The sequence below is a fragment of the Formosa sp. S-31 genome (genome assembly GCF_051172795.1).
Classification (GTDB): Bacteria; Bacteroidota; Bacteroidia; order Flavobacteriales; family Flavobacteriaceae; genus Formosa.
The window spans coordinates 644,882-669,414 of record NZ_JAENDK010000008.1 but is presented as its reverse complement, the minus strand read 5'-3'; the positions used below and the strand labels follow the sequence as shown (position 1 = coordinate 669,414).

The following is a 24,533-nucleotide window of genomic DNA, read 5'->3' as shown; positions in this document are numbered from 1 at the left end:
GCTAAGTTACGAAATCAATTTCACAACATCCTTAGCAAAATAACTCGCAATGATATCTCCTCCAGCTCTTTTTATTGCTGTTACCTGTTCTAGCATTACGGCATCGTGGTCTAGCCAGCCTTTTTCAGCAGCTGCTTTAATCATAGCATATTCTCCGGAAACCTGATAAACTGCAACAGGAACATCGACTTCATTTTTAATATCTCTTACGATGTCTAAGTAACATAAACCTGGTTTTACCATAACGATATCGGCTCCTTCGTCAATATCCATTTCGGTTTCGCGTATAGCTTCAAAACGATTGGCGTAATCCATCTGATAGGTTTTCTTGTCTTTAGGAACGTTTACCATATCTACCGGAGCAGAATCCAGAGCGTCTCTAAACGGACCGTAAAACGCAGAGGCGTATTTGGCGCTATAGGCCATTATTCCGGTATTTGTAAAACCTTCGTCCTCCAGTAATTCGCGCATTTCCAGAATGCGACCATCCATCATATCGCTGGGAGCAACAAAGTCGGCTCCTGCTGTGGCATGGCTTAATGCCATTTCTGCTAATACTGAAGATGATTCGTCGTTTAAAATAAGACCGTTTTCAACAATACCATCGTGTCCGTAAGATGAAAATGGATCTAGAGCAACATCGGTCATAACCAACATATCAGGACAGGCGTTCTTAACGGTTTTTATGGCGCGTTGCATTAAGCCATTCGGATTTAATGCTTCGGTTCCTTTATTGTCTTTTAGTTTATCGTCGACTTTTACAAATAGTAAAACCGATTTTAAGCCCAGAATCCAAAGGTCTTTAACTTCTTTTTCAAGTAAATCCAGACTTAATCTGAAGTAATTGGGCATAGACGGAATTTCTTCCTTTACGCCTTTGCCTTCAACTACAAAAAGCGGTACTAAAAAATCGTTTGGAGAGATTATGGTTTCACGAACTAATGAACGAATGGCTTCGCCGGTTCTTAATCTTCTATTGCGTTTTAAAGGATACATAATGTTTAAAGTTTTAATTTGTTATTGAATTCGTCAGCTGTTTTAATCATTTTTCTACCCGCTTTAAAGCGGTAACCAACGAATATTTGAAAGTATGGAATATTGTCACTAACATTTATAGCGCTATCTGTATTGTAATTTAATACTAGTAGGTTGTAGTGTGAGCCAAGGTACAGGTTGTCAATGTCATAATTTACAGAGCCTCTTAAATTTACTTCAGAAAGTAAAGATGTTTCGCTACCTGATTCTTCTTTAGAATAGTGCATGCCTAAGCCAATTGAAAACCCCGCAGAGATAAACAGATTTTTAGTTGGTACAAAATTGTAATAGTAAGATGGAGCCAAGGCGATATCGAAAGAATGTGATTTACCGTCAATAGAATCTTCTGGATTTGCCATGTCCCAAATGACATGATAGTAGGTATAATAATAAACAAGACTAGGTATAAAACTACCTACGCTTTTTAGTTGTTTTTCATCTTGAGAAGCGATAGCTCTAAAGGAGAAATTTTCATTTAGGATATAAGACGTTGCTCCTCCTATTTTAAAAAATTTTGTTCGGGGTAGATAAAAACTGATATCATCGTTCTGGATGTAAAATCCTTTTTCTTTATATATTTCAAGGGTTTGCATCCAGTGTTTCCCTAGGTAAGTTCTTATATTAAAATTAAAAAGTTTGGAATCGTCGTTATCTTTGTTTTCCGAAAGAAAATCCGGGGCAAAGGAATAAGAAATGTTAATAGCCCGAAAGGCTAAAGATGCTCCAATTCTGTTTTGTTTGTTTGCTGCTAAATCGTAATTAATATCATTTTCATGATCTATTACAGATAAAGAATTAGATGTGTTAACGAAAAATAAACGTGCAGTAATGCGGTTTTTGTAAATATGGATATAGTCGTTTGCTTCAGAATAAACGATTGGAGCCAGGCTGTCATTTTCAACAGTCTGATTTGTGTCCTGTGCAAAATATGTTGTACTAAAACTTAGGATAAGTGCAATTGATAAGATCCATTTTTTTAAACCCATGATTTTGGTTGTTTTAAGATATTGATTAGCTTTTCTTCGGGACTGTTTTGTTCCGGAGTGAAATTGTAAATCCACTGCACGTGTGGCGGTAAACTCATGAGGATACTTTCTATTCGGCCATTGGTTTTTAAGCCGAAAAGTGTGCCTTTGTCATGAATAAGGTTAAATTCTACATAGCGACCACGACGTACTTCCTGCCATTGTCTTTGGGCTTCCGTATAGTCCAGGTCTTTGCGTTTTTCTACTATGGGTACATAGCTTTCTAAAAAACTGTTTCCTACTTCTGTTACAAAATCGTACCAGTTATGCATGCTCATGGTTTCTGTAGCTTTACAGTAATCGAAGAACAGGCCGCCAATACCTCGGGCTTCATTTCTGTGAGCGTTCCAGAAATAGTTGTCACATTTTTCTTTATAGGTTTCATAAAATTCAGGATCATGTTTGTCGCAGGCTGTTTTACATACTTTGTGAAAATGTATGGCATCTTCATCAAAAATATAATACGGTGTTAAATCCTGTCCGCCACCAAACCACTGATCTACAATGTTACCGTCTTTATCATACATTTCAAAATAACGCCAGTTGGCATGAACGGTAGGAACCATAGGGTTTTTAGGGTGTAGTACTAGGCTTAAACCGCAGGCAAAAAACCGAGCATCTTTTACACCAAAATAGGTTTTCATACTGTCCGGAAGTTCACCATGAACGCCAGAGATATTTACGCCTCCCTTTTCGAAAACAGCACCATTCTCTATAACACGGGTTCTTCCGCCTCCACCTTCAGGGCGTTTCCAGATGTCTTCCTGAAATTTAGCTTCCCCATCTATGGCTTCTAATGTTGAAGTAATGCTGTCCTGTAATTCCTGAATGTATTGGTAAAATTTATCTTTCATGGTGTAATTCGTATAACTCCATATCTAAGCTAGTGGCGTTTGGGGGAGTGTATTCGTTTTTTAATGTAGATTTCCAAATAAACCCGCAATTAGTAGCAACTTTGGTACTTCCTATATTGCTTTTATTGGTTATAATTTGAAGTGTTTTTAATTGTAAAGTGTTGAAAGCGTATAAAGACATGTCTTTAATAGCTTGAGTCATCAGGCCTTTTTGGGTTTCTTTTTTGTCTATACAATAGGCAAATTCACCTTGTTTGGTGTCCCAGTTTAGTTCTTTCAGAATGATTAAACCTATAATTTTTTTAGAGTTTGAATCTTTTAAAGTAAAGGTGAATTCCGTTTTTTTGAACTCTTTTTTTAACTGGTCTTCAATGTAATCTTTAGACCCCTGAAGCTTTAAGTTTTTGGATAGCGTGTTGGGTAAATATGTAACAAACTGTTTTACATTGGAGCGCATAAAGGTATTAAGGCCATAGGCATCTGTCCTGTTTAGAGCTTCAATGTAAAACGACTTGTTTGTCATATACTATTTGTATTCTTTTACCGCATCTATAAAGGCTTTGGCGTTATCCAGTGGAATGTTTGGTAATATACCGTGTCCTAAATTTACGATGTATTTGTCTTTACCAAATTCATCTATCATTTGGTGTACCATTTTCTTGATTTCGGCAGGAGGCGATAATAACCTAGACGGATCGAAATTTCCTTGTAAAGTTATGTTTCCTCCGGTTAAATAACGCGCATTTCTTGGTGAGCATGTCCAGTCTATCCCTAAGGCAGAGGCATTACTTTTAGCCATTTCACCTAATGCAAACCAACAGCCTTTACCAAATGCAATTACAGGAGCATCGTCTTTTAATGCTTCAATAATCTGGTTGATGTACTGCCAGGAGAATTCCTGATAATCGGTAGGTGATAACATGCCTCCCCAGGAGTCGAAAATCTGTACCGCATTTACTCCGGCAACAACTTTAGCTTTTAAATAGGCTATAGTGGTATCTGTAATTTTTTGTAATAATTGATGTGCGGCAAGGGGATTGGTAAAACAGAATTCTTTGGCTTTGTCGAACGTTTTACTGCCTTGTCCCTGAATAACGTAACACAAAATGGTCCATGGCGATCCGGCAAAACCGATTAATGGAATCTCGTCGTTTAGTAATTCTTTAGTGGCTTTAATTGCCTGCATTACATAATCCAGTTCTACATTAACATCTGGAACGATGACGTTGTCTACACCTTTCTGGTCGCGAACAGGATTAGGTAAATAGGGGCCAAAATTAGGCTTCATTTCTACCTCGATATTCATAGCCTGTGGAATTACAAGAATGTCGCTGAATAAAATTGCGGCATCCATACCGTAGCGTCTTATAGGTTGTACGGTAATTTCGCTGGCTAATTCCGGAGTGCGGCATCTGGTAAAGAAATCGTATTTTTCTTTAATGGCCATGAATTCCGGTAGATAACGTCCGGCTTGACGCATCATCCAGACTGGTGGACGTTCTACTGTTTCTCCTTTTAAAGCTCTAAGGTATAAATCGTTTTTAATCATTATTTTTTTGAGTATTTAACTACAGTTTGTAGCAGGTGTTCTATTGTAGGCGATGGCGCTGTTACAATGTTGTTTGTATGTTGTTTTGCTTCTTCGGCAGTGGTTTTTCCTATGCAGAATGCTGTTTTGTCTGCGATATCATTTTTAGAGGTGTAGCTGTTTATGCCACTTGGACTGTAAAATAAAATGGCATCGTATGCTGTTTCTATTTTTTGTGGAGCTTCAACAGTGTTGTATACAATAATTTCCTTTAAAGTAATATGGTGTTCCTTTAAGATTTCAGGTAAAGCATCCTGTCTCTGGTTGCTACAGAAATAAATAAAATTATCGTTTTTATGATATTTTACAATATGATGGGCTAAGTCCTGTGCGTGAAGTTTCATTTTAGAAACATACTGTCCGTTATCTTCTAAAAAGGCCATGGTTTTTTCGCCTACACAAAAACAGTTTTTAATAACTACTTTATTGTCTATGACCGCTTTGGCTGCATTCTGACTTGTAATTATGGCATTTTCCACAATAATTTCGGTGTCAAAATTGGTGAATTCAATATCGATAGCATCGTAATCGAATACTTTAATATGGGCCTTAGTTAGGAACTCCTTTTGTTCTTTGCTAAGTGTTTTAGTTGATAAAACCGACTGTATTGGCATTAGAGATTAGATTGACAGATTTTAGAAATATCATCGTTACGTCCAAATACTACCAGAATATCGTTGGGTTTAATAATAGTGTCTGCTTCTGGTATGCCTATAACTTCTCTGGCAGTTGTTGCATTGCCAATTAGGTTAACGCGTTCGTTAGTTCGAATAATGGTGATAATATTTAGTTTGTACTTAGATCTGATATTTAAATCTTTGATGGATTTACCTAAAAACTCTTCCGGAGTTTTTATTTCTGAGATGGAGTATTTTTCGTCTATTTTAAAATTATCGACTATGTTTTTCAGATTAATTTTATCTGTTAATTTCTGTGCTGCTTCCTGCTCTGGGTGAACAATGGAAGTTATGCCCATGGCATTTAATACCGTATCGTGAATAGGGGAAAGCGAACGACTAATAACTTTGGCGTCTGATAATTTCTTAATTATTGCAGTTGTAATAATAGCGGCTCCTTCATTCTCTCCAATAGCTACGACGGCAATATCGGTCTGTTTAATAGGCAAGGCCTGGTAGGCCAGTTCGTTGGTAGAATCTAAACAAATACTGTGAGCTATTTTGTCTTTAACAATATTAACCTTTTCCATTTGCTTGTCTACCCCTACAACTTCATTGCCCGATTCTGTTAGGCTAAAAGCTAATGACATTCCAAAATTTCCGAGTCCAAAGATTATAATTTTCATGTCGTATTGTTTAGTTGATTAAAATATTTTCTTGCGGATATTGATAGAACTTCTGTTCCACCTGACCCAGCATTCCAAAAAGTAAGTTTAATAGTCCGATACGGCCCACGAACATTACGGCAATAAGAACGTATTTACTCGGGTCGCTCAAGGTTGGGGTTAAGTTTAAGCTCAGTCCTACAGTACTATAGGCCGAGAAACATTCGAAAGCTATGGCTAATAAGTCGGTTTCAGGTTCAAAAAAGAGCAGTAATAATATGCTTATTCCTATTGTTATGAGCGATATGCAAATAATGGCAAATGCGCGGTTTACTGTACTGCTCGATATTTCTCTGGTATTCAGTTCTATGCGTTTTCTCCCTTTAGCAGTCGCTAAGATATTAAGGGTGGCAATAGCAAAGGTACTTGTTTTTATTCCACCACCGGTCGATCCGGGAGATGCTCCAATCCACATTAACAAAATTACGAATAACAAGGAAGGGGTTGCTACCTGAGTGTAATCCACCGTGTTAAATCCGGCTGTTCTTGGAGTTACTGAAGAAAACATTGCGGTAGTAATTTTTCCGAAAGTAGATGTGTGTTCTTTTAGGGAATGACTGGCTTCGGAAAAATAAAAGAATATAAAACCGGCTATCAGTAATATGCTTGTTGTTGCCAGCGTAATTTTTGTGTTTAAAGTAATAACACGAACTGTGGTTGCTATCTTGTCTTTTTTACGGAATAGGTTTAAAAAGCTACGCTTTAAATAATTAGATGAATTAAATATGAAATTGTATCCAATACCACCAACAATTATTAATACCATTAAAACCCATTGCAGGGAGTAATCTACTCTAAGGCTCGGTTCGTAAAAGCTGGAAGAAGACGTTGAAAATCCTGCATTACAAAAGGCTGAAATGGAATGGAATATCGAAAAGAAGATCTTGTTTTCTACAATGCTGATACGGTCTATAGACATAAATATAAATATGGCGCCCAGTAATTCGATACCTAAAGTAAAAGCTACAATTTGTGCTGCAATTTTAAACACATCCTGAAGATTTTCGGTAGATGTGAAATCCTTCATGTACATACCTTCTCTAAAAGACGATGTTTCTTTAAAAAAGTAGGCAAAAAAGGAGGTGAAAGTTAAGATTCCTAAACCGCCGATTTGAATTAATATCAGAATAACGGTCTGCCCTAATTGGGTGAAATCTTTACCGGTATCTAATACAGCTAATCCTGTTACACAAATGGCACTGGTGGCTGTAAATAAAGCGTCAATAAACGAAATGCCATGTACTGTAATGTTAGGAAGCATCAATAGGAGAGCTCCAATTAACGATAAAATTCCAAAACTTCCCACAAACAAAATGGCGGGATTAAAATAGATTCTGTAAATAAATTTTATGAAAAATGTTAACCGGATTAAGAGGTAGAAAAACAGGCCGATTTCATAAATAACCTTTGGGCGTAATGGGCGTTCAATTTCAGGTAAATCATGGTTTAAATAATAGACGGTTAAAGCTGCTATTATTGTGGTTAACAAAATTGCAATATTGAATTTTATGGTTTTTTTTAAAGCCTTGGTGTTGGTGTAACTGGAGTGTTTTACAAAATTAAAAAAGATTAAAAGGCTTGTAATAATAGTGTATACAGGCATTCTAAACGGCTTGTAATCTTCCTTTATAGAAAAACCGAAATCGAAAATCAGAAAAAATAAAATGAGAATATCAGTAAAACGATATAGGTTTTGCAACGTTTTAAACTTCATTTCATGCAATTTTTTATGAATTCAATGCTTTTTTTATTGAATTCATCAGTTCTTTTCCACCATTTTCAATGATTTCTAAGGCGCATTGTTTTCCAAATCCTTTGTAATTGGTAAGGGATTCGGATTTCGATACGGTTAGTTTTTTACTGCCATCTAAAGACAATAAAACCCCCGTAAAGGCAATAGTATCATTGGTTATGGTTGCCAGGCCTCCAATTGGAGCCGTACAACCTGCTTCTAAGATACGTAAAAATTCACGTTCTACATAGGTGCAAATATCTGTGTGGCTGTCATTTAGTTTTGTTACAGCTGCTGTTATGTCTTTATCTTTTTCCAGAGTGACTACTACCATGGCGCCCTGTGCAGGTGCTGGCACCATCCAGTCCAGTTCCATATGTTGTTCCGGAAGAACTTCAATACGCTCTAATCCGGCTTTGGCAAATACGGCTGCATTCCAGTTGTTGTCCTCTAGTTTTTGAAGTCGGGTTATTACATTACCTCGTAAATCTTCAACCTTATGATTCGGGTATTTATTTAACCACTGTGCTTTTCGTCTCAAACTTCCTGTACCTATCGTTCCTTCCGAATTTAGGAAATCTAAATCTTTATAAACTAAGATGTCGTTAACGTTTGCTCTTGGTAATACGGCAGTTTGCATGATGCCTTTAGGTAGTTGTGTTGGTACATCTTTCATAGAATGTACTGCAATATCTACTGTACCGTTTAGCATGGCTACATCCAGAGTTTTTGTAAAAATTCCGGTTATACCTAATTCGTAAAGCGGTTGATCCAGAATCAAGTCGCCTGTAGATTTAACTGCAACAATTTCGGTGTTGTAACCTAATTGCTGTAATTGAGTTTGAACTGTGTTTGCTTGCCAAAGAGCTAATTGGCTGTCTCTTGTGCCAATGCGAATGGTTTTATGCATTTGTAGGAGTGTCTAGCTGAAAAACTTTTTTAATAAGTTCTAAACTGTCGTTAGTAGAAAAATCATCATCCTTTAAATGGTGCGCAAAGTGATTGGTGATTTTCTGGATAATATTATTGCTTATTAATTCGGCCTGAGCTTCGTTAAAATCTTGAATTTTTTTACGTTGTAAGTCTAATTCAGCGGTTTTAAAGTCTAATAATTTGTTTTTTAAAGCCTTAATGGTTGGAGCGAATTTTCGGGTTTCCAGCCACTCGTTAAATTCCTGTTTTACTTCCTCCAGAATGGTTTCGGCTACGGGAATGTAGGCTTTACGTTTTTCCAGAGTTTCATCGGTAATCTGAGATAAATGATCTAAATGAATCAGACTAACATTTTTCAGGTCTGTAACATTATTATCGACATTTTTAGGAATCGATAAGTCTAAAATTAACAAAGGCTTTTCGGTTTGAATCAGATATTTATCAACGGTAGGGTTTTGAGCACCTGTTGCAACTATTAAAATATCTGAGTCATTAATTTCTTCCTGTAAATTGGAGTAATCTTTAACCAGTAAGTTAAATTTTCCTGCAATCTTTTCAGCTTTATTTTTTGTTCTGTTAATAAGCTTAATATGATCGTTTTTGGTATGTTTTACAAGATTTTCACAGGTATTTCGTCCTATTTTTCCAGTTCCGAATAATAAGATGTTTTTATCGGAAACGTTTTCTACATTATTTAAAATGTATTGCACCGAAGCAAACGATACTGAGGTTGCTCCCGAAGAAATCTCGGTTTCGGTTTTTATACGTTTACTGGCTTGAGTCACCATGTTAACCAGACGCTCTAAAAACGAATTTAATAATCCTGCTTTTTTAGCTTGCTTAGCACTAAGTTTTAACTGACTGATAATTTCAAAGTCGCCAAGAATCTGGCTGTCCAGTCCGGAACCTACACGAAACATGTGTGCTATGGCTTCCTGGCTTTTATAAACATACGCTACTTTTTGAAATTCGTCTACCGTACCAACGGTGTTATCGCAAAGTAATTTAATGAGTTGAAATGGGTGTTCGGCAAAACCGTAAATTTCTGTTCTGTTACAAGTGGAGGTAACAATCAAGCTTTCTAATCCGTTGATTTTGGCCTGATTAAGTATAGCTGTCTTGGCGTGGTCGTCTAAACTAAAGTGACCTCGGGTTTCGGCATCTGCCTTTTTATAGCTTAATCCAATGGCGTAAAAATAAGTGCCTCTCGAGGCTTGATTCTGACTCATTAATAAAATTGATAGTAATTACGGGGCAAATGTATAGTGACATTTTTTAAAAAAATAACGCTCAAAGAACTTTTAGTGTCGTTTCGGGTATTTTAATGTCTATTTGTCTGTAAATGCATATATTATTATATTTTTGTACTGATAACAACGATTTCGTTTGCTTCTGTTTAGAACTAATCTAAATAAAATATGAATATAGAGTATGGCAATAGATAAAAAAAATAACGCTATAAGAACCTTCGATGAGGTGGCCTTGGATGATGGGTTTTTAGTATTAATTTATAAAAATGAAGGGGACGACGTTGATACTGTAATGAAGGCTATTGATAGTAGTTTTATTCAGTTTCATTTTTGTCTTAAAGGCGCTTCGGCTTTTAAATTTAACAGAGGCGCTTATACTTTAAAAATTAACGAAGAGAATTCGCTTTTGCTTTATAATCCGCAACAGGATTTGCCGATTCACTTAGAGGTAAACCCTAATTCCTGGTTGGTAACAATATTAATTTCTATTAAGGCATTTCATGCCTTGTTTTCTCAGGAAGCCGATTATATTACGTTTTTAAGTGACGATAATAAGGATAAAAAGTATTATAAAGACGGTAGGATATCGCCGTCCATGGCTGTGGTGTTAACCCAGATTATTCACTATAATCTTAATGCCTCAATTAAAAACCTGTATTTTAAAGCTAAGGCCTACGAGTTGTTAAGTCTTTATTTCAACAGAAGCGAAGAAACCAATAACGAACACTGTCCGTTTCTTGTGGATGAAACCAATGTTATTAAAATTAGGAAGGCTAAAGATATTGTGATTTCAAGAATGGCCGAGCCACCCGGATTGCAGGAGCTTGCAGATGAAATTGGATTGAGTCTTAAAAAATTAAAAGAAGGTTTTAAACAGATTTATGGCGATTCGGTGTATAGTTTCTTGTTTGATTACAAAATGGAAGAGGCCAGAAAACTTCTGGAAACTGGAGGTTTTAATGTAAATGAAGTAGGGTTAAAAGTAGGGTATAGTACCTCCAGTCATTTTATAGCAGCTTTTAAGAAAAAATACGGGACGACTCCTAAAAAATATTTGCAGTCAATAAATTAATGCTCTGCATTGTTATAGCTTTCAGTTTTTTGTACATTAGAACGATATAACACTTAAAGTATGAGTTATTTATCTCCTGAAATTGAAGCTTGGTTTAAAAAAGCAAAAGAAAAGTCTTTGGTAAAACCTGGAATATCCTGTGGAATTTTTCAGGATTGTGATGCTAATGAGGAAGTGCCACAAATTAAACTTAAATCACTTAAAAAGTAATATTGGTTAACGGAGTGTCATATAGATTTTATTTTAAATACACTCAGATATTAAATCAATAAGATTTAATTCTGTATAAAATAATACTATCAGTAGAAAATAGTTTGAAAGTATTTTCTATTGTATTTTTGCTGCATGAAAAAAGGAATTTTACTTGTTAATTTAGGGTCTCCGGACAGTCCGACACCTCAGGATGTAAAAACGTATTTAGGTGAATTTTTAATGGACGAGCGCGTAATAGATTTGCCGTATGTAGCCAGAACGGCACTTGTTAAAGGTATTATTTTAAAAACACGTCCTAAGGCGTCTGCAGCTGCCTATAAAAAAATCTGGTGGGAAGAAGGTTCTCCTTTAATTGTGATATCGGAACGGCTTCAGGCAAAAGTGCAAAAGGAAGTAGAGTATCCCGTGGCGCTGGCTATGCGATATGGTTCCATGACCATTAAAAAAGGCTTACAGGAATTGGTAGATCAAGGTGTTGAACAGGTGTTTTTAATTCCGTTATATCCACAGTTTGCCATGGCAACAACCGAAACGATTTTAGTTTTGGCTGAAGAATTGAGACAAACGCATTTTCCGAATTTAAAAATAGATCATTTACCTGCTTTTTACAATAAGGAAGATTATATTCAGGTGTTAAGCGACTCTATTGCAAAACATCTTCAGGGGAAAACTTACGATCATGTTTTGTTTTCTTATCACGGGGTTCCGGAACGTCATATCAGAAAAAGCGATGTCACTAAGTCGCATTGTAAATTGGATGGTTCTTGTTGTAAGACCCCATCTAAAGCACATGAATTTTGTTACAGACATCAGTGTCTGGAAGTGACCCGACTTGTTGGGGAAAAATTAAATCTTAAGCCGGAAACGTTTTCAACCTCTTTTCAATCTAGATTAGGTTTCGATCCGTGGTTGCAGCCGTATACCGATAGAACCATTGAGCGTCTCGGGTTAGAAGGTGTGAAAAATATGGCCATAATTACCCCGGCTTTTGTGAGTGATTGTTTGGAAACACTGGAAGAAATTGCAATGGAGGGTCAGGAGTTGTTTCATGAAGTTGGTGGACAGGAATTTACTACCGTACCATGTTTGAATGATGAAGACCAATGGGCAGCCTTATTAGGGAAGTGGATAAACAACTGGGCTGATAATGGCTAAATTATATTAATGAGTAGAACATCGACCGTAGATCTTGGAACTGAACCGATAGGAAAGTTGCTGATTAAGCAGGCTGTACCTGCTTCGATAGGTATACTGGTAATGTCTCTAAATGTATTGGTCGATACTATTTTTGTTGGAAACTGGATAGGTTCTATTGCTATAGCGGCTATAAATGTAGTTTTGCCAGTGTCGTTTTTTATAGCAGCTTTGGGAATGGCTATAGGTATTGGAGGGGCTTCAATAATTTCTCGGGCTTTGGGTGCCGGAGATAAGGATAAAGCACTAGATACCTTTGGAAATCAAATTACCTTAACAGTAGTTTTTACTACTGTTTTTGTGTTTTTTGGACTGATGTTTAAGGATGGTATCATAACGTCTTTCGGAGGAAAGGGTGATATTTTTGAACCGGCCAAAATATATTATACTATAGTGCTTTATGGGGTGCCGTTTCTGGCACTTTGTATGATGGGGAACTCTGTAATCAGGGCAGAAGGTAAACCAAAGTTTGCCATGTATGCTATGATGATTCCTTCAGTAGGCAACCTGATTTTCGATTATATTTTTATCAACCTCATGGATATGGGTATGACAGGTGCTGCCTGGGCGACATCGGGGTCGTATATTCTCTGTTTGCTTTATATTCTGTGGTATTTTTTCTCCAGTAATTCAGATTTACATATTGATTGGAGTTATTTAAGATTAAAATGGAAAGTGATTTCTGAAATTGCTTCGTTGGGTTTTGTTACCCTGTCCAGGCAGGCGGTAGTTAGTGTAACCTATTTGTTTATGAATAATATTTTATTTCATTTGGGCGGGGAGGTTTCGGTTACGGCTTATGCTATTGTGGGAAGAATGTTAATGTTTGCCTTATTCCCGGTGTTTGGTATCACTCAGGGGTTTTTGCCTATTGCAGGTTATAATTATGGAGCTAAGCAATACGATCGAGTAAAAGATTCAATTTATATCGCTATAAAATATGCGGCTATTCTGGCCACAGTTGTATTTGTACTGCTTATGGCTTTTCCAGATTATATCACTATTATGTTTACCAGAGATCAAGAAGTGTTAAGTCAGACGCCTTCGGCGATGCGCTGGGTGTTTGCTGCTACGCCAATTATAGCTTTGCAGCTTATTGGTGCTGCTTATTTTCAGGCGATAGGAAAAGCAAAACCGGCATTGCTGTTAACTTTAACCCGCCAGGGGTTTTTCTTTATTCCATTAATATTAATTTTACCAAAATTTTTTGGAGAACTTGGGGTCTGGGTGTCATTTCCTGTCTCCGATGTGTTGTCTACTCTGGTTACCGGTTATTTTCTTCATAAAGAAATTAAAACCGATCTGGAGGGTAAAAGTATAACGGTTTAAATGTTAATATGGAATACTACAATTATATAAAATCACTGCATCTTATTTTTGTTATTACCTGGTTTGCCGGGTTGTTTTATATTCCAAGATTGTTTGTGTATCATATAGAGGCGTCTCAGAAACCCTCGCCGGAAAAGGAAATACTTACTACGCAGTTGAAATTAATGAGTAAACGACTGTGGTTTATAATAACCTGGCCTTCGGCAATTCTCGCTACGGTTTTTGCTATAAGTCTGCTGGTAATAATGCCAGTATGGTTACAGCAATCGTGGATGCATGTTAAACTCGCTTTTGTGGTGTTGCTTATTATTTATCATTTAAAAACGCATCAGTATTTTAAGCAGTTGCAACGCGATGAGATTACTAAAACGTCTAATTTTATGCGTCTTTGGAATGAAGGGGCAACATTTATTTTATTTGCTGTGGTATTTCTTGTAATTCTGAAGAGTGCTATGAACTGGATTTTCGGGGTAATTGGCATTTTTGTACTGGGTATTCTGCTTATGCTGGGTTTTAAAGTTTATAAGCGTATTCGGTCTAAAAATCCGAATGCTTAAAGGTGCTTGGCTTGATTATTGTTATATTTAGTCAAGCGTATAACATATGAAACTCAAAAAAATCTCTTTACGACTCCGTATTTTTGTGGCGATGCTTTTTGTGGTGCTTCTGGCGTCTATTTTAATTGTGGCTGTAGCAATTTACCAGTATAGTGAAGAGGCGGTTGATTATCATAAACAGCGGCTGGCTCGTAAAGAGAAAAATATTAAATCTCACCTCGATTTTATTATACAGGAGACTTCTTATGAGGTAAAAACAGAAAAACTTCCTCTCATTTTAAAGAATAAGATTTACGAGGTTTCCAGTATTCATAACTTAACTATAAATGTATACGATTTAGACGGAAGCATTTTAATGTCTTCTCGTGCGGCTTTTGCTCAGGATTCTGTACCAAGTTGTATAAATACGAATGTGTTAAACTGGTTGGCGAATACTGCAGAGCATACCTATGTGGAAAAAAGACGGGAGAACGGGTTGTTATATCAGTCTTCTTATTCTTATATCACAGATCAAAAATATAAACCTCTGGCTATTTTGAATATTCCGTATCTGGAAAATGATGATTTCCTGGATAATGAGCTGGATGAGTTTTTGGAACGTATTAGCTATGCGTATTTGTTTATGCTGGTTCTGGCCTCGGCTATTGCGTTCTTTTTGGCCAATTATATTACCAAGTCTATAAAAATTATTAGTGATAAAATAAATACTACGGCTTTAGGAAAGCGTAATGAACGTATTGATGTGGATGATGCAAGTCAGGAAATTTCTACGCTGGTTCATTCTTATAATAGTATGATCGATCAGCTTGAGGATAGTGCTGTAAAACTGGCTAAAAGTGAGCGGGAGCAGGCCTGGCGCGAAATGGCTAAGCAGGTGGCTCACGAAATAAAGAATCCGTTAACGCCTATGCGTTTAAGTGTTCAGAATTTTCAACGAAAATTCAATCCAAACGATCCTAATATATATCAAAAGGTAGAAGAGTATTCCGAAACTTTAATTCAGCAAATCGATACGATGAGTGCCATAGCATCGGCTTTTTCCAATTTTGCTAAAATGCCTGCTCAGCAAAACGAAACGATAGACGTGGTTAATACGGTGCGATTAGCTTTGGATATTTTTAATGAGGATTACATAGTATTTCTTTCCGAACGGGAAGAGATTATTACTGTTTTCGATAAAACTCACCTTATCCGAATTGTAACTAATCTGGTGAAAAATGCGATACAGTCTATTCCATCAGATCGCGTACCTAAAATTGTAGTGCATGTGTCATTACAAAACAGTACGATACAGATTACAGTATCTGACAATGGTACGGGAATAACATCAGAAAATGAAGATCGGGTGTTCGAGCCTAAATTTACTACAAAGTCCAGTGGTATGGGGCTTGGTTTGGCAATGGTAAAAAACATTGTGGAAACTTATAATGGAAATATTACCTTTACTACTCAAGACCAGAAGGGAACAACTTTTATAGTGGCCTTTCCTAAATTATAATTCTTATGTCATATAATAATATTCTTACACAATTTGACAATGGTGTTACAACCATTACTATTAATCGTCCTACAAAGCTCAATGCTTTAAACAAAGAAACTATCGCAGAGCTGCATGAGGCATTTAAAGCTGCGGATAATGACAGTGAAACAAAAGTTATTATACTTACCGGTTCAGGAGAAAAAGCATTTGTTGCCGGGGCTGATATTAGTGAATTTGCCGATTTTAATGTTGAAGAAGGCGCTGATCTTGCCGCAAAAGGTCAGGAGTTGCTATTCGATTTTGTTGAAAATTTATCTACTCCGGTTATTGCTGCTGTAAATGGTTTTGCGCTTGGAGGTGGCTTAGAATTAGCGATGTCGTGCCATATTCGTGTGGCGAGTGATAATGCTAAAATGGGACTTCCTGAAGTGTCTTTAGGAGTTATTCCAGGGTATGGAGGAACACAGCGTTTACCGCAGTTAGTGGGTAAAGGTCGTGCCATGGAAATGATTATGACGGCTGGAATGATAACGGCAGAACAGGCTTTAAACTACGGTTTGGTGAATCATGTGGTAGCTCATGATCAATTGCTTGAGTTTGGTATGGGAATTGCCGCAAAAATTATGAAGAATTCGCCTAAAGCTATTGGTAAAGCGATTGAAGTAATTAATGCCGGATTTAAAACTGGTGTTAATGGATATGTTGCCGAAATAGAAGGTTTTGGTTACTGTTTTGGAACCGAAGATTTTAAAGAAGGGACAACAGCCTTTCTTGAAAAACGTAAGGCAGCATTTACAGGAGAATAGTTGTAAATAAAAAAGAGCGAACAACTACATGTTCGCTCTTAATAATCAATTGTTTTCAAGGTATTAGATTTTTACATTTTCAACATATTCTCTGCCATTGGATTCAAACACAATGCGATAATTTCCTTTTTCTTTGTTGTCTAACTTATAGATGCGTTCAATATTCATCTCGTTGGAAATCATATCGGAGTGAATTAATTCGTAGCCGCTAGAACTGTATTTTCCATCGTAATAAATCTTAACTTCTAAAGGCTCTTTGTCTAAAGCGAGTTTAGATACCAATAAATTATTTTCTTTTACGCGTAATACAGGTTTGTAAATAGTGGTTTGCTTTTCAGTTGTAAAAGCCACTTTACCGTTTGATACGTTAAAAGGAATAATTTTAATTTGATATGCCTTTTGGTGCTCAAAATAATAATTGCCATTAGGTAAATTGGTCAGGTCAAAAGTGTTGTTGTACACGCCTGAATTTTCAATGGTTTCCCTGTGCAATATTAATCCGTTAACGTCTTTAATTAGTAATTGTTGTCCTGCTTTTACATCGTCAAGAGTTAACGTAATTTCTGCTTTCTCTTTATCATCAATGTAAGATGAAAAGTCGTTAGCGTAACTTGCTGCTATGCTAGTCATCGTGACTAACATGCAAATACTGAATTTCATTACTTTTTTCATAATTGAATTATTTAACGATTAACATTACAAATGTAGCACAGGAATAGGCGGTTTAAAACATCGATATTGGCAGCTTTATATACTATTTTATCTGTGAAATTTAGGTTAAATTATTGTAAGGATAATTTAGTATATAATCGAGGTAATTTAGTGATTATGAGTGGTTTTTTAGTTTGATTGGTGTTTTGTTTGTCGTTCGATTTAAGTCGAAACCAGTAAGGGGAATTTAATTAAAATGTATTGTGAATTACTTGGTTAATAACTATGCTTTAAATTTTAAAATTTCACTTTGAAGTCACTTTTGATTTTGCTTAATTTGAGAAACTTAATTTTAACCAAAAAAAGAGTGGGTTAACCAGACCCACTCTAACAAACTAACTAATTACATAGTCTAACTAACTATTTTTTTAAATACTGATATTTTCGGTATATGTTCTGCCATTGCTCTCCAAAATAATTTTATAATCTCCTTTTTGTTTTGGAGACAATTGGTAGATGCGTTCTATATTCAGCGTGTTTGTAATTGTCTCAGTGTATATCAGATCGTAATCTGAAGAGCTGTTTGGAGTAGCGTCGTAATATATTTTTACGTTTAAATCTTCTTTTTCCAGAGCTAACTTTGTTAGTAATAACTGATTGTTTTTAAATTTAACCACTGGTTTGTAAATAAGCATTTCAGCTTCGGTTTTAAAGCTAACGTCGTTCGTGCTAACCTGAAACGGTATAATTTTAATTTGAAATGCTTTTTGGTGTTCGAAATAATAATCGCCGTTTGGTAAATTTGTTAAATCGAATTTATGATTGTAATACCCGGTTTCTTCTATTTCTTCCTTGTATATAATCAGGCCGTTTAAATCTTTAATTAATAGTTGCTGGCCTTCTTTAACATATCTAAGGGATAATGTAATTTCCATTTTTTCTTTATCATCTTTTTTCGATGAAAAGGTCTTGGCGTAACCTGTTGCGATACTGCTTACTGCTAGTAACACGCAAATACTTAGTTTCATAACGTTTTTCATAGTTGAGGTATTTAATGGTTTACAAGGCAAATGTAAGTGCGTTTATAAGAGTATAAAACATCCATATTTGCTATTTTGTATGCTATTTTAACTATGAAATTTAAGTTAAATATATGTTATGTTAATATAGTGTATATTTAAGGTAATACTGTTAATTTTTTAACATAAAAGAATAGTAGTTATGTCCTTTAAGAGAAGGTGGCTGAAGGAAATGTTTTTGGGAATCTGGAGGTCACTTTGTGTATTCAGAAGTTAATGTTTGTGGCGTGGAATCTGAAAGGCTTATTTATAAAGTATAGAGCAAAAAAAAGAGTGGGTTAACCAGACCCACTCTAAACAAACTAACTAATTGACATAGTCTAACTAACTATACGTTTAATATTTTATAGTTTTACATATTCTACAAACTCTTCTCCATTTGTAGAAAGTACAACTTTGTATTCTCCTTTTTTGTTAGCAGATAAACCATAGATACGTTCTATGTTTACAGTATCTCTAATGGTTTCAGAAAGTACTAATTCGTCTTCTGCATTAAAGTTATTACTGTAGTAAATACTCACTTTTAAATCCTTTTTATCTAAAGCTAACTGTGTTAAATAAAGCATGTTGTTTTCTTTGCGTAAAGCAGGCTTGAAAAATACTTTTTCGTTGGCTTTGTTTACGGTAACAGTTTCGTTTTTAACTGTAAAAGGAATCAATTTTATCTGAAAGTCCTTTAAGTGCTCGAAGTAGTAATCTCCTTCCGGTAAAGCTTTTAAATCAAAAGTGTTGTGATATAAACCCGCTTCCTGGATAGCTTCTTTATAAATTGTTACTCCGCTAACATCTTTAATTAAAACTTGTTGTCCTGCTTTAACATTTTCTAATGTTAAGGTAACTTCCATTTTTCCTTTTTCATCTCCTTTTGTAGCTACGTTATCAGCATAACTTGTTGTCATACTAGTAATCATTACTAATAGACCTAAACTTAATTTTAATACTTTTTTCATGTTGTTCTTCTTAACGATTAACACTGCAAAGATAAGGTGTGTATGTTCGGTGCAAAACATCAATATTGTCTATTTTGTGTGCTATTTTATCCGAAAACGTTGTAAATATGTTTAAAGTTTGTTAAAATGAAATATGTTTTATTGGGATTGAGTAAAAAAATATTTAAATATTGAAGTTGAAAGCTGAATATTTTTCACTGTTTTTGTAAATACAGCAGAAAAGATTTGAGATTGAAGTTAAAGTTAAACAGGAGTTTTATAGGTTAATATAGAATAGAATATTCCAGTCTTAATCTATAGTTGTTGTTGCGATAGTTCTTTTTAGGCTTTTACTTTTATTATAATGAAGATTATTAGAAAGAGCTGTGATAGTTTGCCTGGAATCTGGAATAATGGTTACAAATTGAAAAAGGATTGTTATTTCTCCTAATAGACTAGGAGAGGTAAAGGAGAAAGATTAAGGAAGGTGAATTTAATGCAAAAAAAAGAGTGGGTTAACCAGACCCACTCTAAACAAACTAACTAATTGACATAGTCTAACTAACTATACGTTTAATATTTTATAGTTTTATATACTCTACAAACTCTTCACCATTTGTAGACATTATAACTTTGTATTCTCCTTTTTTGCTTGCAGACAGGCCGTAAATACGTTCGATGTTTACGGTATCTTTAATCGTTTCAGAAAGTACTAAATTACTTTCGAAACCAAAGTTGTCTGTGTAGTAAATACTTACTTTAAGATCTTTTTTGTCTAAGGCTAATTGCGTTAGATAAATCATGTTTCCTTCAGCGCGTATTACTGGCTTGAAAAACACTTTTTCGTTCGCTCTGTCTACAGTTACTTTTTCATTTTTAACTGTAAAAGGAATCATTTTAACTTGATAATCCTTTAAGTGCTCGAAGTAATAATTCCCTTCAGGAAGCGCTTTTAAATTAAAGGTATTATTGTATACTCCTGTTTTTTTAATCGCTTCCTTATAAATAGTGATACCACTAAAATCTTTGATTAATACAAGCTGACCTGCTTTAACATTTTCTAAAGTTAAGGTAACTTCCATTTTTCCTTTTTCATCAACATTTTTTGTTATGGTGTTTGCATAACCAGATGTCATACTAGCAATCATTACTAATAGACCTAAACTTAATTTTAATACTTTGTTCATGTTGTTCTTCTTAACAATTAACACTGCAAATGTATGGTGAGCTTAAACGCTGCAAAACATCAATATTGTCTGAATTGTATGCTATTTTATCCGAAAACGTTGTAATAATGTTACTTTATTGTTAAGATTAGATATTTTGAATTGAGTGTATATTGGTTTATCGCTATGATTTCAGTTTAAATGCCTAAAAATTATCGGGATTCTGACTGATCTTAAAGAAATAATTATAGAGTGTGTTTCTAATCTGTAGAAGATTGTTATAGGTTAAAATAGGATAGTTTTTTGGGGATTGAAATACAAGTGTGTTTAGATGAGGAACCTAAGTTTATGCAAAAAAAAAAGAGTGGGTTAACCAGACCCACTCTAAACAAACTAACTAATTGACATAGTCTAACTAACTATACGTTTAATATTTTTATAGATTAAAATACTCTACAAACTCTTCACCATTTGTAGAAAGTACAACCTTATATTCTCCTTTTTTGTTTGCAGACAGCCCGTAAATACGCTCTATGTTTACAGTGTCTTTAATCGTTTCAGAAAGTACTAATTCACTTTCGAAACCAAATTTGTCTGTATAATAAATGCTAACTTTTAAGTCTTTTTTGTCTAAAGCTAATTGCGTTAGGTAAATCATGTTATTTTCTGTGCGAACCACAGGTTTAAAAAACACTTTTTCATTAGCTCTGTATACCGTAGCTTTTTTGTATTTTACAGTAAATGGAATCATTTTTACCTGGTAGTCCTTAATGTGCTCAAAGTAATAGGCACCATCTGGTAAAGATTTTAAGTTGAAGGTGTTGTTGTAAACACCAGCCTTTTTAATGGCTTCCTTATAAATTGTAAGACCGCTCATGTCTTTAATTAATACAAGTTGCCCTGCTTTAACATCTTCTAAAGTTAAGGTAACTTCTATTTTTCCTTTTTCATTGTCATTTTTTGTTATGGTGTTTGCATAACCAGATGTCATACTAGTAACCATTACTAATAGACCTAAACTTAATTTTAATACTTTGTTCATGTTGTTCTTCTTAACAATTAACGCTGCAAAAGTATGGTGCGCTTAAGCCCTGCAAAACATCAATATTGTCTGGATTGTGTGCTATTTTATCCGAAAACGTTATAATTATAGTTGAAATTTGTTAAAATTTAATACCTGACTAGGGTTGTGGTCTGAAATTTGTATAAACTTTAAAGTGAAAGTTTAGAAAATAGTTAGGGATTTTGAATGTCTGGAGTGAATAGTTCAGGTTTACCTTGTAATTATAAAACTATTGATAGTGGATAAAATAGAATAGAAATTAACAGTTGTGAATTTTTAAATTACAATAGTAATAAAAAAAAGAGTGGGTTAACCAGACCCACTCTAACAAACTAACTAATTGACATAGTCTAACTAACTATTTATTTAAATTCAAAATTATTGTATTCAGGCTATTGTAAATCAATAGCGTATGTTCTCTTAAAAACTTTTTTACTTGTAATAATAGGCTTACATATTACGTTGTGAGAACAGTACAAAGATAGGATGTGCATTTGCAGCATAAAACATCAATATTGTCCGAAATATGTGTTATTTTAACCGTGAAATTAAAGTTAAATTATTGTTAAGTTAATTAAAGCAATATTATTGTTAATTTTGTTCATTATAAAAGCCTGATACATTTTGTAATTTTATAATAAAATTGTGCTCTATGAAAATTAAACCTACATACGAAAAAGTTACGCCTACCTTTGGAAGCTCCATAGTAGTTCGACAACACACGCAGGAAGCTCATAAAAGTCGTGCATTCTGGCATTTTCATCCGGAACTGGAATTGGTTTATGTAAATAAAGGTGCGGGAAAGCGCCATATTGGTAATCACTTGTCTTATTTTAATAATAGTCAGCTTATTTTAATGGGGTCTAATCTGCCACATAATGGGTTTACAGATCGTTTAACAGCCAGTGGTTCGGAGACCATAGTACAGTTTTTACCCGATTTTTTAGGTGAACCTTTTTTAAAGTTGCCGGAAATGGAGCGCATTGCTCTGTTGTTTGAGCGTGCTAAAAGAGGAATTTTATATAAGCCCGAAACGAAATTTATTGTGGGGCCTAAAATAGAATCTTTAAATGATTGTCAGGGGTTTAATCGTGTTTTAAAATTGCTTGAAATTTTAAACGATTTAGCTTTATCTGAACATTATACGATTTTAAATGTGGATGGTGTGGCTTTCGAAACGGAACCACAGGATAGTGCTAAAATTGACGTAATTTTTAAATACATCAACAATAACTTCCAGCAACATATTAGTCTGGAAGATATGGCTGATAAGGTTAATATGACGGTGCCTGCATTCTGCAGATTTTTTAAAAAGGCAACAGGTAAGACCTTTACCAAGCTGGTAAACGAATACCGTGTAGTGCATGCTACTAAATTACTTCAGGAAAGTAAAATGAGTATTACGGATATTTGTTTTGAATGTGGTTTCAATAATTTTTCCCACTTTAATAAATTCTTTAACGAAATTACAGGAACCACCGCGTCGAAATACAGAAGTGAAATGACGCGAATTATTCAGTAATTATTTTTCTCCCTGCCACTCGGCGTAAAATTGGTCTAAATATAATTGCATGAATTGATGGCGTTGTTCTGCAATTTGAGTTCCGGTCTTGGTGTTCATTTTGTCTTTAAGTAAAAGGAGCTTTTCGTAAAAATGATTGATGGAAGGTGCAGTCGAGTTTTTATATTCTTCCTTACTCATGTTTAAATTAGGGGCGATTTCCGGATTGTAAATAGCGCGATCTTTAAAGCCTCCGTAATTAAAACAACGGGCAATACCTATAGCGCCTATAGCATCTAATCTATCTGCATCTTGTACCACCTTAAGTTCATTAGAACTAAAAGTTGTTATGAAATTACCGCCTTTAAATGAAATGTTTTCTATTATCAGAATGACGTGGTCTGTAATATCCTTATTGATATCTAAAGAATTTAAAAAGGACTTGGCTAGTTTAGGGCTAACGGTTTCGTCGCCATTATTAAATTTACTATCTGCAATATCGTGTAATAAGGCTGCGAGTTCTACAATAAATAAATCAACGTCCTCTGTTTTAGCTATGAGCTGAGCATTTTTATACACACGTTCTATATGAAACCAGTCATGGCCTCCTTCAGCATGTTGTAAAGTCGTTTTAACGAATGATATGGTTTTATCTATTAGTTCTGTTTTGTTCATTGTAATGGTTCAAAATAAAAATTCCTTTCTGGTATGGAAAGGAATTTGAAGTGTTGTTTTATAACTATTTATAGTTTAGCCGGTTCTACCCACTTAAACTGATATGAGTTTTCCGGAATACGCATACGGTCAGCCAGGCGCATCATACGAGCAGGAAGTTTTACCAGGTAATCTCTGGCTTTTTCAGCCTCATCTGTTAGTCCGGTAATTTTCTCGATTTCCCAGCGCTTAATTAGTTTTTCAAGAATTTCAACATAATCTACAGAAGTGTAAACTCCAATACGTTGTGCCGTGTTCGAAAACTCTTCGAATGCTGTACTTATTTTATCTCCAGATTCTCTTAAAAAGTGAGCAGGCATGGTAATTTTCTGTTTCATCATGTAATGAAATGCCATCATCATCTGGCTTGGGTCTACGGCAAAAATACGCTCTACGAATTCGCTGTAAGCATTGTGGTGTCTCATTTCGTCTCCTGAAATAATACGACACATTTTGCTTAACTGCTTATTACCGCGATCCTTTGCCAGTTTAGCTACACGATTGTGAGAAATATAAGTGGCTAATTCCTGGAAACTGGTGTATACAAAGTTTTTGTAAGGATCGCGATCTGTACCAATATCAAAACCATCGGAAATTAAATACTGTGTGGTTTTTTCAATTTCACGCATGTTAACACGTCCGGAAAGGTAAAGGTACTTGTTAAGTACATCGCCGTGGCGATTCTCTTCTGCTGTCCAGTGGCGCACCCATTTAGACCAGCCGTTACGCTCTACCTGTCCAACACCTTCTACATCCATTAGCCAGGATTCGTAGGTTGGAAGGGCTTCTTCGGTAATCATGTCTCCTACTAAAACCACCCAGAAATCGTAAGGCAGTTCTTTAGCCAGTTCGCGTATTTCTTTTACTTCTTCAAAAAAGTTGTTCCCTTCAGAATCTGGTAAGAAATCTGTTGGCTGCCAGATTTTTTCAATAGGAATTAAATATTTTTCTATTAAAGCGTCTACGTCTTTTTCCAAAAACTGCATGACTTCTAACCTCACATTTTTTAATGACATAACG

25 protein-coding genes are annotated in these 24,533 nt (G+C 35.2%); 8 read left to right on the top strand and 17 right to left on the bottom strand.

Annotated elements, in window-relative coordinates:
- Nucleotides 1-6 precede the first annotated feature (6 nt).
- Genes hemB through hemA form a run of 10 tightly spaced genes read right to left on the bottom strand, consistent with a single transcriptional unit; the run spans nucleotide 7 to nucleotide 9,738 of the window.
- Complete coding sequence (gene hemB / locus I3217_RS12540; protein WP_435050105.1) at nucleotides 7-996, bottom strand: porphobilinogen synthase; 990 nt, start codon at nucleotides 994-996, stop codon at nucleotides 7-9.
- Nucleotides 997-1,001: 5 nt separating this feature from the next.
- Nucleotides 1,002-2,021, bottom strand: coding sequence for a DUF4421 domain-containing protein (locus I3217_RS12535; protein WP_435050104.1), 1,020 nt, complete (start codon nucleotides 2,019-2,021; stop codon nucleotides 1,002-1,004).
- Nucleotides 2,012-2,914, bottom strand: coding sequence for an oxygen-dependent coproporphyrinogen oxidase (hemF, locus tag I3217_RS12530; RefSeq protein WP_435050103.1), 903 nt, complete (start codon nucleotides 2,912-2,914; stop codon nucleotides 2,012-2,014). Before hemF ends, I3217_RS12535 begins: the two co-directional genes overlap by 10 nt.
- Nucleotides 2,904-3,437 carry a GNAT family N-acetyltransferase gene (locus tag I3217_RS12525; RefSeq protein ID WP_435050102.1) on the bottom strand — a complete coding sequence of 178 codons (534 nt, stop codon included), beginning with the start codon at nucleotides 3,435-3,437 and terminating at the stop codon, nucleotides 2,904-2,906. Before I3217_RS12525 ends, hemF begins: the two co-directional genes overlap by 11 nt.
- 3 nt (nucleotides 3,438-3,440) lie before the next feature.
- Nucleotides 3,441-4,463 (bottom strand): uroporphyrinogen decarboxylase, encoded by a 1,023-nt coding sequence (gene hemE / locus I3217_RS12520; protein ID WP_435050101.1) that lies wholly within the window; start codon nucleotides 4,461-4,463, stop codon nucleotides 3,441-3,443.
- A complete protein-coding gene (locus tag I3217_RS12515) occupies nucleotides 4,463-5,116 on the bottom strand; it encodes a uroporphyrinogen-III synthase (protein WP_435050100.1) in 654 nt (217 codons plus the stop codon). The genes hemE and I3217_RS12515 overlap by 1 nt, the downstream gene beginning before the upstream one ends.
- Complete coding sequence (locus I3217_RS12510) at nucleotides 5,116-5,805, bottom strand: potassium channel family protein (protein WP_435050099.1); 690 nt, start codon at nucleotides 5,803-5,805, stop codon at nucleotides 5,116-5,118. Before I3217_RS12510 ends, I3217_RS12515 begins: the two co-directional genes overlap by 1 nt.
- Nucleotides 5,806-5,815: 10 nt before the next feature.
- Entirely contained in the window at nucleotides 5,816-7,558 is a 1,743-nt protein-coding gene (locus I3217_RS12505; RefSeq protein ID WP_435050098.1) for a TrkH family potassium uptake protein, read from the bottom strand.
- Nucleotides 7,559-7,571: 13 nt separating this feature from the next.
- On the bottom strand, nucleotides 7,572-8,486 hold the full coding sequence (hemC, locus tag I3217_RS12500; protein WP_435050097.1) for a hydroxymethylbilane synthase: 915 nt from the start codon (nucleotides 8,484-8,486) through the stop codon (nucleotides 7,572-7,574).
- A complete protein-coding gene (gene hemA, locus I3217_RS12495) occupies nucleotides 8,479-9,738 on the bottom strand; it encodes a glutamyl-tRNA reductase (protein ID WP_435050096.1) in 1,260 nt (419 codons plus the stop codon). Before hemA ends, hemC begins: the two co-directional genes overlap by 8 nt.
- A 202-nt stretch (nucleotides 9,739-9,940) precedes the next feature.
- Here hemA and I3217_RS12490 point away from each other — a divergent pair, with 202 nt between their 5' ends.
- The 7 genes from I3217_RS12490 (at nucleotide 9,941) to I3217_RS12460 (ending at nucleotide 16,410) form a co-directional block, all read left to right on the top strand.
- A complete protein-coding gene (locus tag I3217_RS12490; protein WP_435050095.1) occupies nucleotides 9,941-10,831 on the top strand; it encodes a helix-turn-helix transcriptional regulator in 891 nt (296 codons plus the stop codon).
- A gap of 60 nt (nucleotides 10,832-10,891) precedes the next feature.
- On the top strand, nucleotides 10,892-11,041 hold the full coding sequence (locus I3217_RS12485) for a hypothetical protein (RefSeq protein ID WP_435050094.1): 150 nt from the start codon (nucleotides 10,892-10,894) through the stop codon (nucleotides 11,039-11,041).
- A 135-nt stretch (nucleotides 11,042-11,176) separates the two neighbouring features.
- Entirely contained in the window at nucleotides 11,177-12,199 is a 1,023-nt protein-coding gene (gene hemH / locus I3217_RS12480; RefSeq protein WP_435050093.1) for a ferrochelatase, read from the top strand.
- Nucleotides 12,200-12,208: 9 nt separating this feature from the next.
- Nucleotides 12,209-13,567, top strand: coding sequence for an MATE family efflux transporter (locus I3217_RS12475; RefSeq protein WP_435050092.1), 1,359 nt, complete (start codon nucleotides 12,209-12,211; stop codon nucleotides 13,565-13,567).
- 8 nt (nucleotides 13,568-13,575) lie between these two features.
- A complete protein-coding gene (locus I3217_RS12470; protein ID WP_435050091.1) occupies nucleotides 13,576-14,124 on the top strand; it encodes a CopD family protein in 549 nt (182 codons plus the stop codon).
- A gap of 46 nt (nucleotides 14,125-14,170) precedes the next feature.
- Nucleotides 14,171-15,622: an ATP-binding protein gene (locus tag I3217_RS12465; RefSeq protein WP_435050090.1), complete on the top strand. Its 1,452-nt coding sequence runs from the start codon at nucleotides 14,171-14,173 to the stop codon at nucleotides 15,620-15,622.
- Between the two features lie 5 nt (nucleotides 15,623-15,627).
- Nucleotides 15,628-16,410, top strand: a complete 783-nt coding sequence (locus I3217_RS12460; RefSeq protein WP_435050089.1) for an enoyl-CoA hydratase/isomerase family protein — start codon at nucleotides 15,628-15,630, stop codon at nucleotides 16,408-16,410.
- A 63-nt stretch (nucleotides 16,411-16,473) separates the two neighbouring features.
- Here I3217_RS12460 and I3217_RS12455 read toward each other — a convergent pair whose 3' ends face one another.
- The 5 genes from I3217_RS12455 to I3217_RS12435 form a co-directional block, all read right to left on the bottom strand.
- On the bottom strand, nucleotides 16,474-17,082 hold the full coding sequence (locus tag I3217_RS12455) for a hypothetical protein (protein WP_435050088.1): 609 nt from the start codon (nucleotides 17,080-17,082) through the stop codon (nucleotides 16,474-16,476).
- Between the two features lie 407 nt (nucleotides 17,083-17,489).
- Complete coding sequence (locus tag I3217_RS12450) at nucleotides 17,490-18,101, bottom strand: hypothetical protein (RefSeq protein ID WP_435050087.1); 612 nt, start codon at nucleotides 18,099-18,101, stop codon at nucleotides 17,490-17,492.
- 383 nt (nucleotides 18,102-18,484) lie between these two features.
- Complete coding sequence (locus I3217_RS12445; RefSeq protein WP_435050086.1) at nucleotides 18,485-19,090, bottom strand: hypothetical protein; 606 nt, start codon at nucleotides 19,088-19,090, stop codon at nucleotides 18,485-18,487.
- Between the two features lie 560 nt (nucleotides 19,091-19,650).
- Nucleotides 19,651-20,256 carry a hypothetical protein gene (locus tag I3217_RS12440; RefSeq protein ID WP_435050085.1) on the bottom strand — a complete coding sequence of 202 codons (606 nt, stop codon included), beginning with the start codon at nucleotides 20,254-20,256 and terminating at the stop codon, nucleotides 19,651-19,653.
- Between the two features lie 415 nt (nucleotides 20,257-20,671).
- Nucleotides 20,672-21,277, bottom strand: a complete 606-nt coding sequence (locus I3217_RS12435; RefSeq protein ID WP_435050084.1) for a hypothetical protein — start codon at nucleotides 21,275-21,277, stop codon at nucleotides 20,672-20,674.
- Nucleotides 21,278-21,950: 673 nt separating this feature from the next.
- Between I3217_RS12435 and I3217_RS12430 the strand changes: the two genes are divergently transcribed.
- Nucleotides 21,951-22,820: a helix-turn-helix domain-containing protein gene (locus I3217_RS12430; protein ID WP_435050083.1), complete on the top strand. Its 870-nt coding sequence runs from the start codon at nucleotides 21,951-21,953 to the stop codon at nucleotides 22,818-22,820.
- Here I3217_RS12430 and I3217_RS12425 read toward each other — a convergent pair whose 3' ends face one another.
- Together I3217_RS12425 and I3217_RS12420 are read right to left on the bottom strand one after the other, a co-directional pair.
- The gene (locus I3217_RS12425) at nucleotides 22,821-23,474 is read right to left on the bottom strand and encodes an HD domain-containing protein (RefSeq protein ID WP_435050082.1); all 654 of its coding nucleotides are present in this window, start codon (nucleotides 23,472-23,474) and stop codon (nucleotides 22,821-22,823) included. It lies immediately after the preceding gene.
- Between the two features lie 68 nt (nucleotides 23,475-23,542).
- The gene (locus I3217_RS12420) at nucleotides 23,543-24,529 is read right to left on the bottom strand and encodes an acyl-ACP desaturase (protein WP_435050081.1); all 987 of its coding nucleotides are present in this window, start codon (nucleotides 24,527-24,529) and stop codon (nucleotides 23,543-23,545) included.
- Between the last annotated feature and the right edge of the window lie 4 nt (nucleotides 24,530-24,533).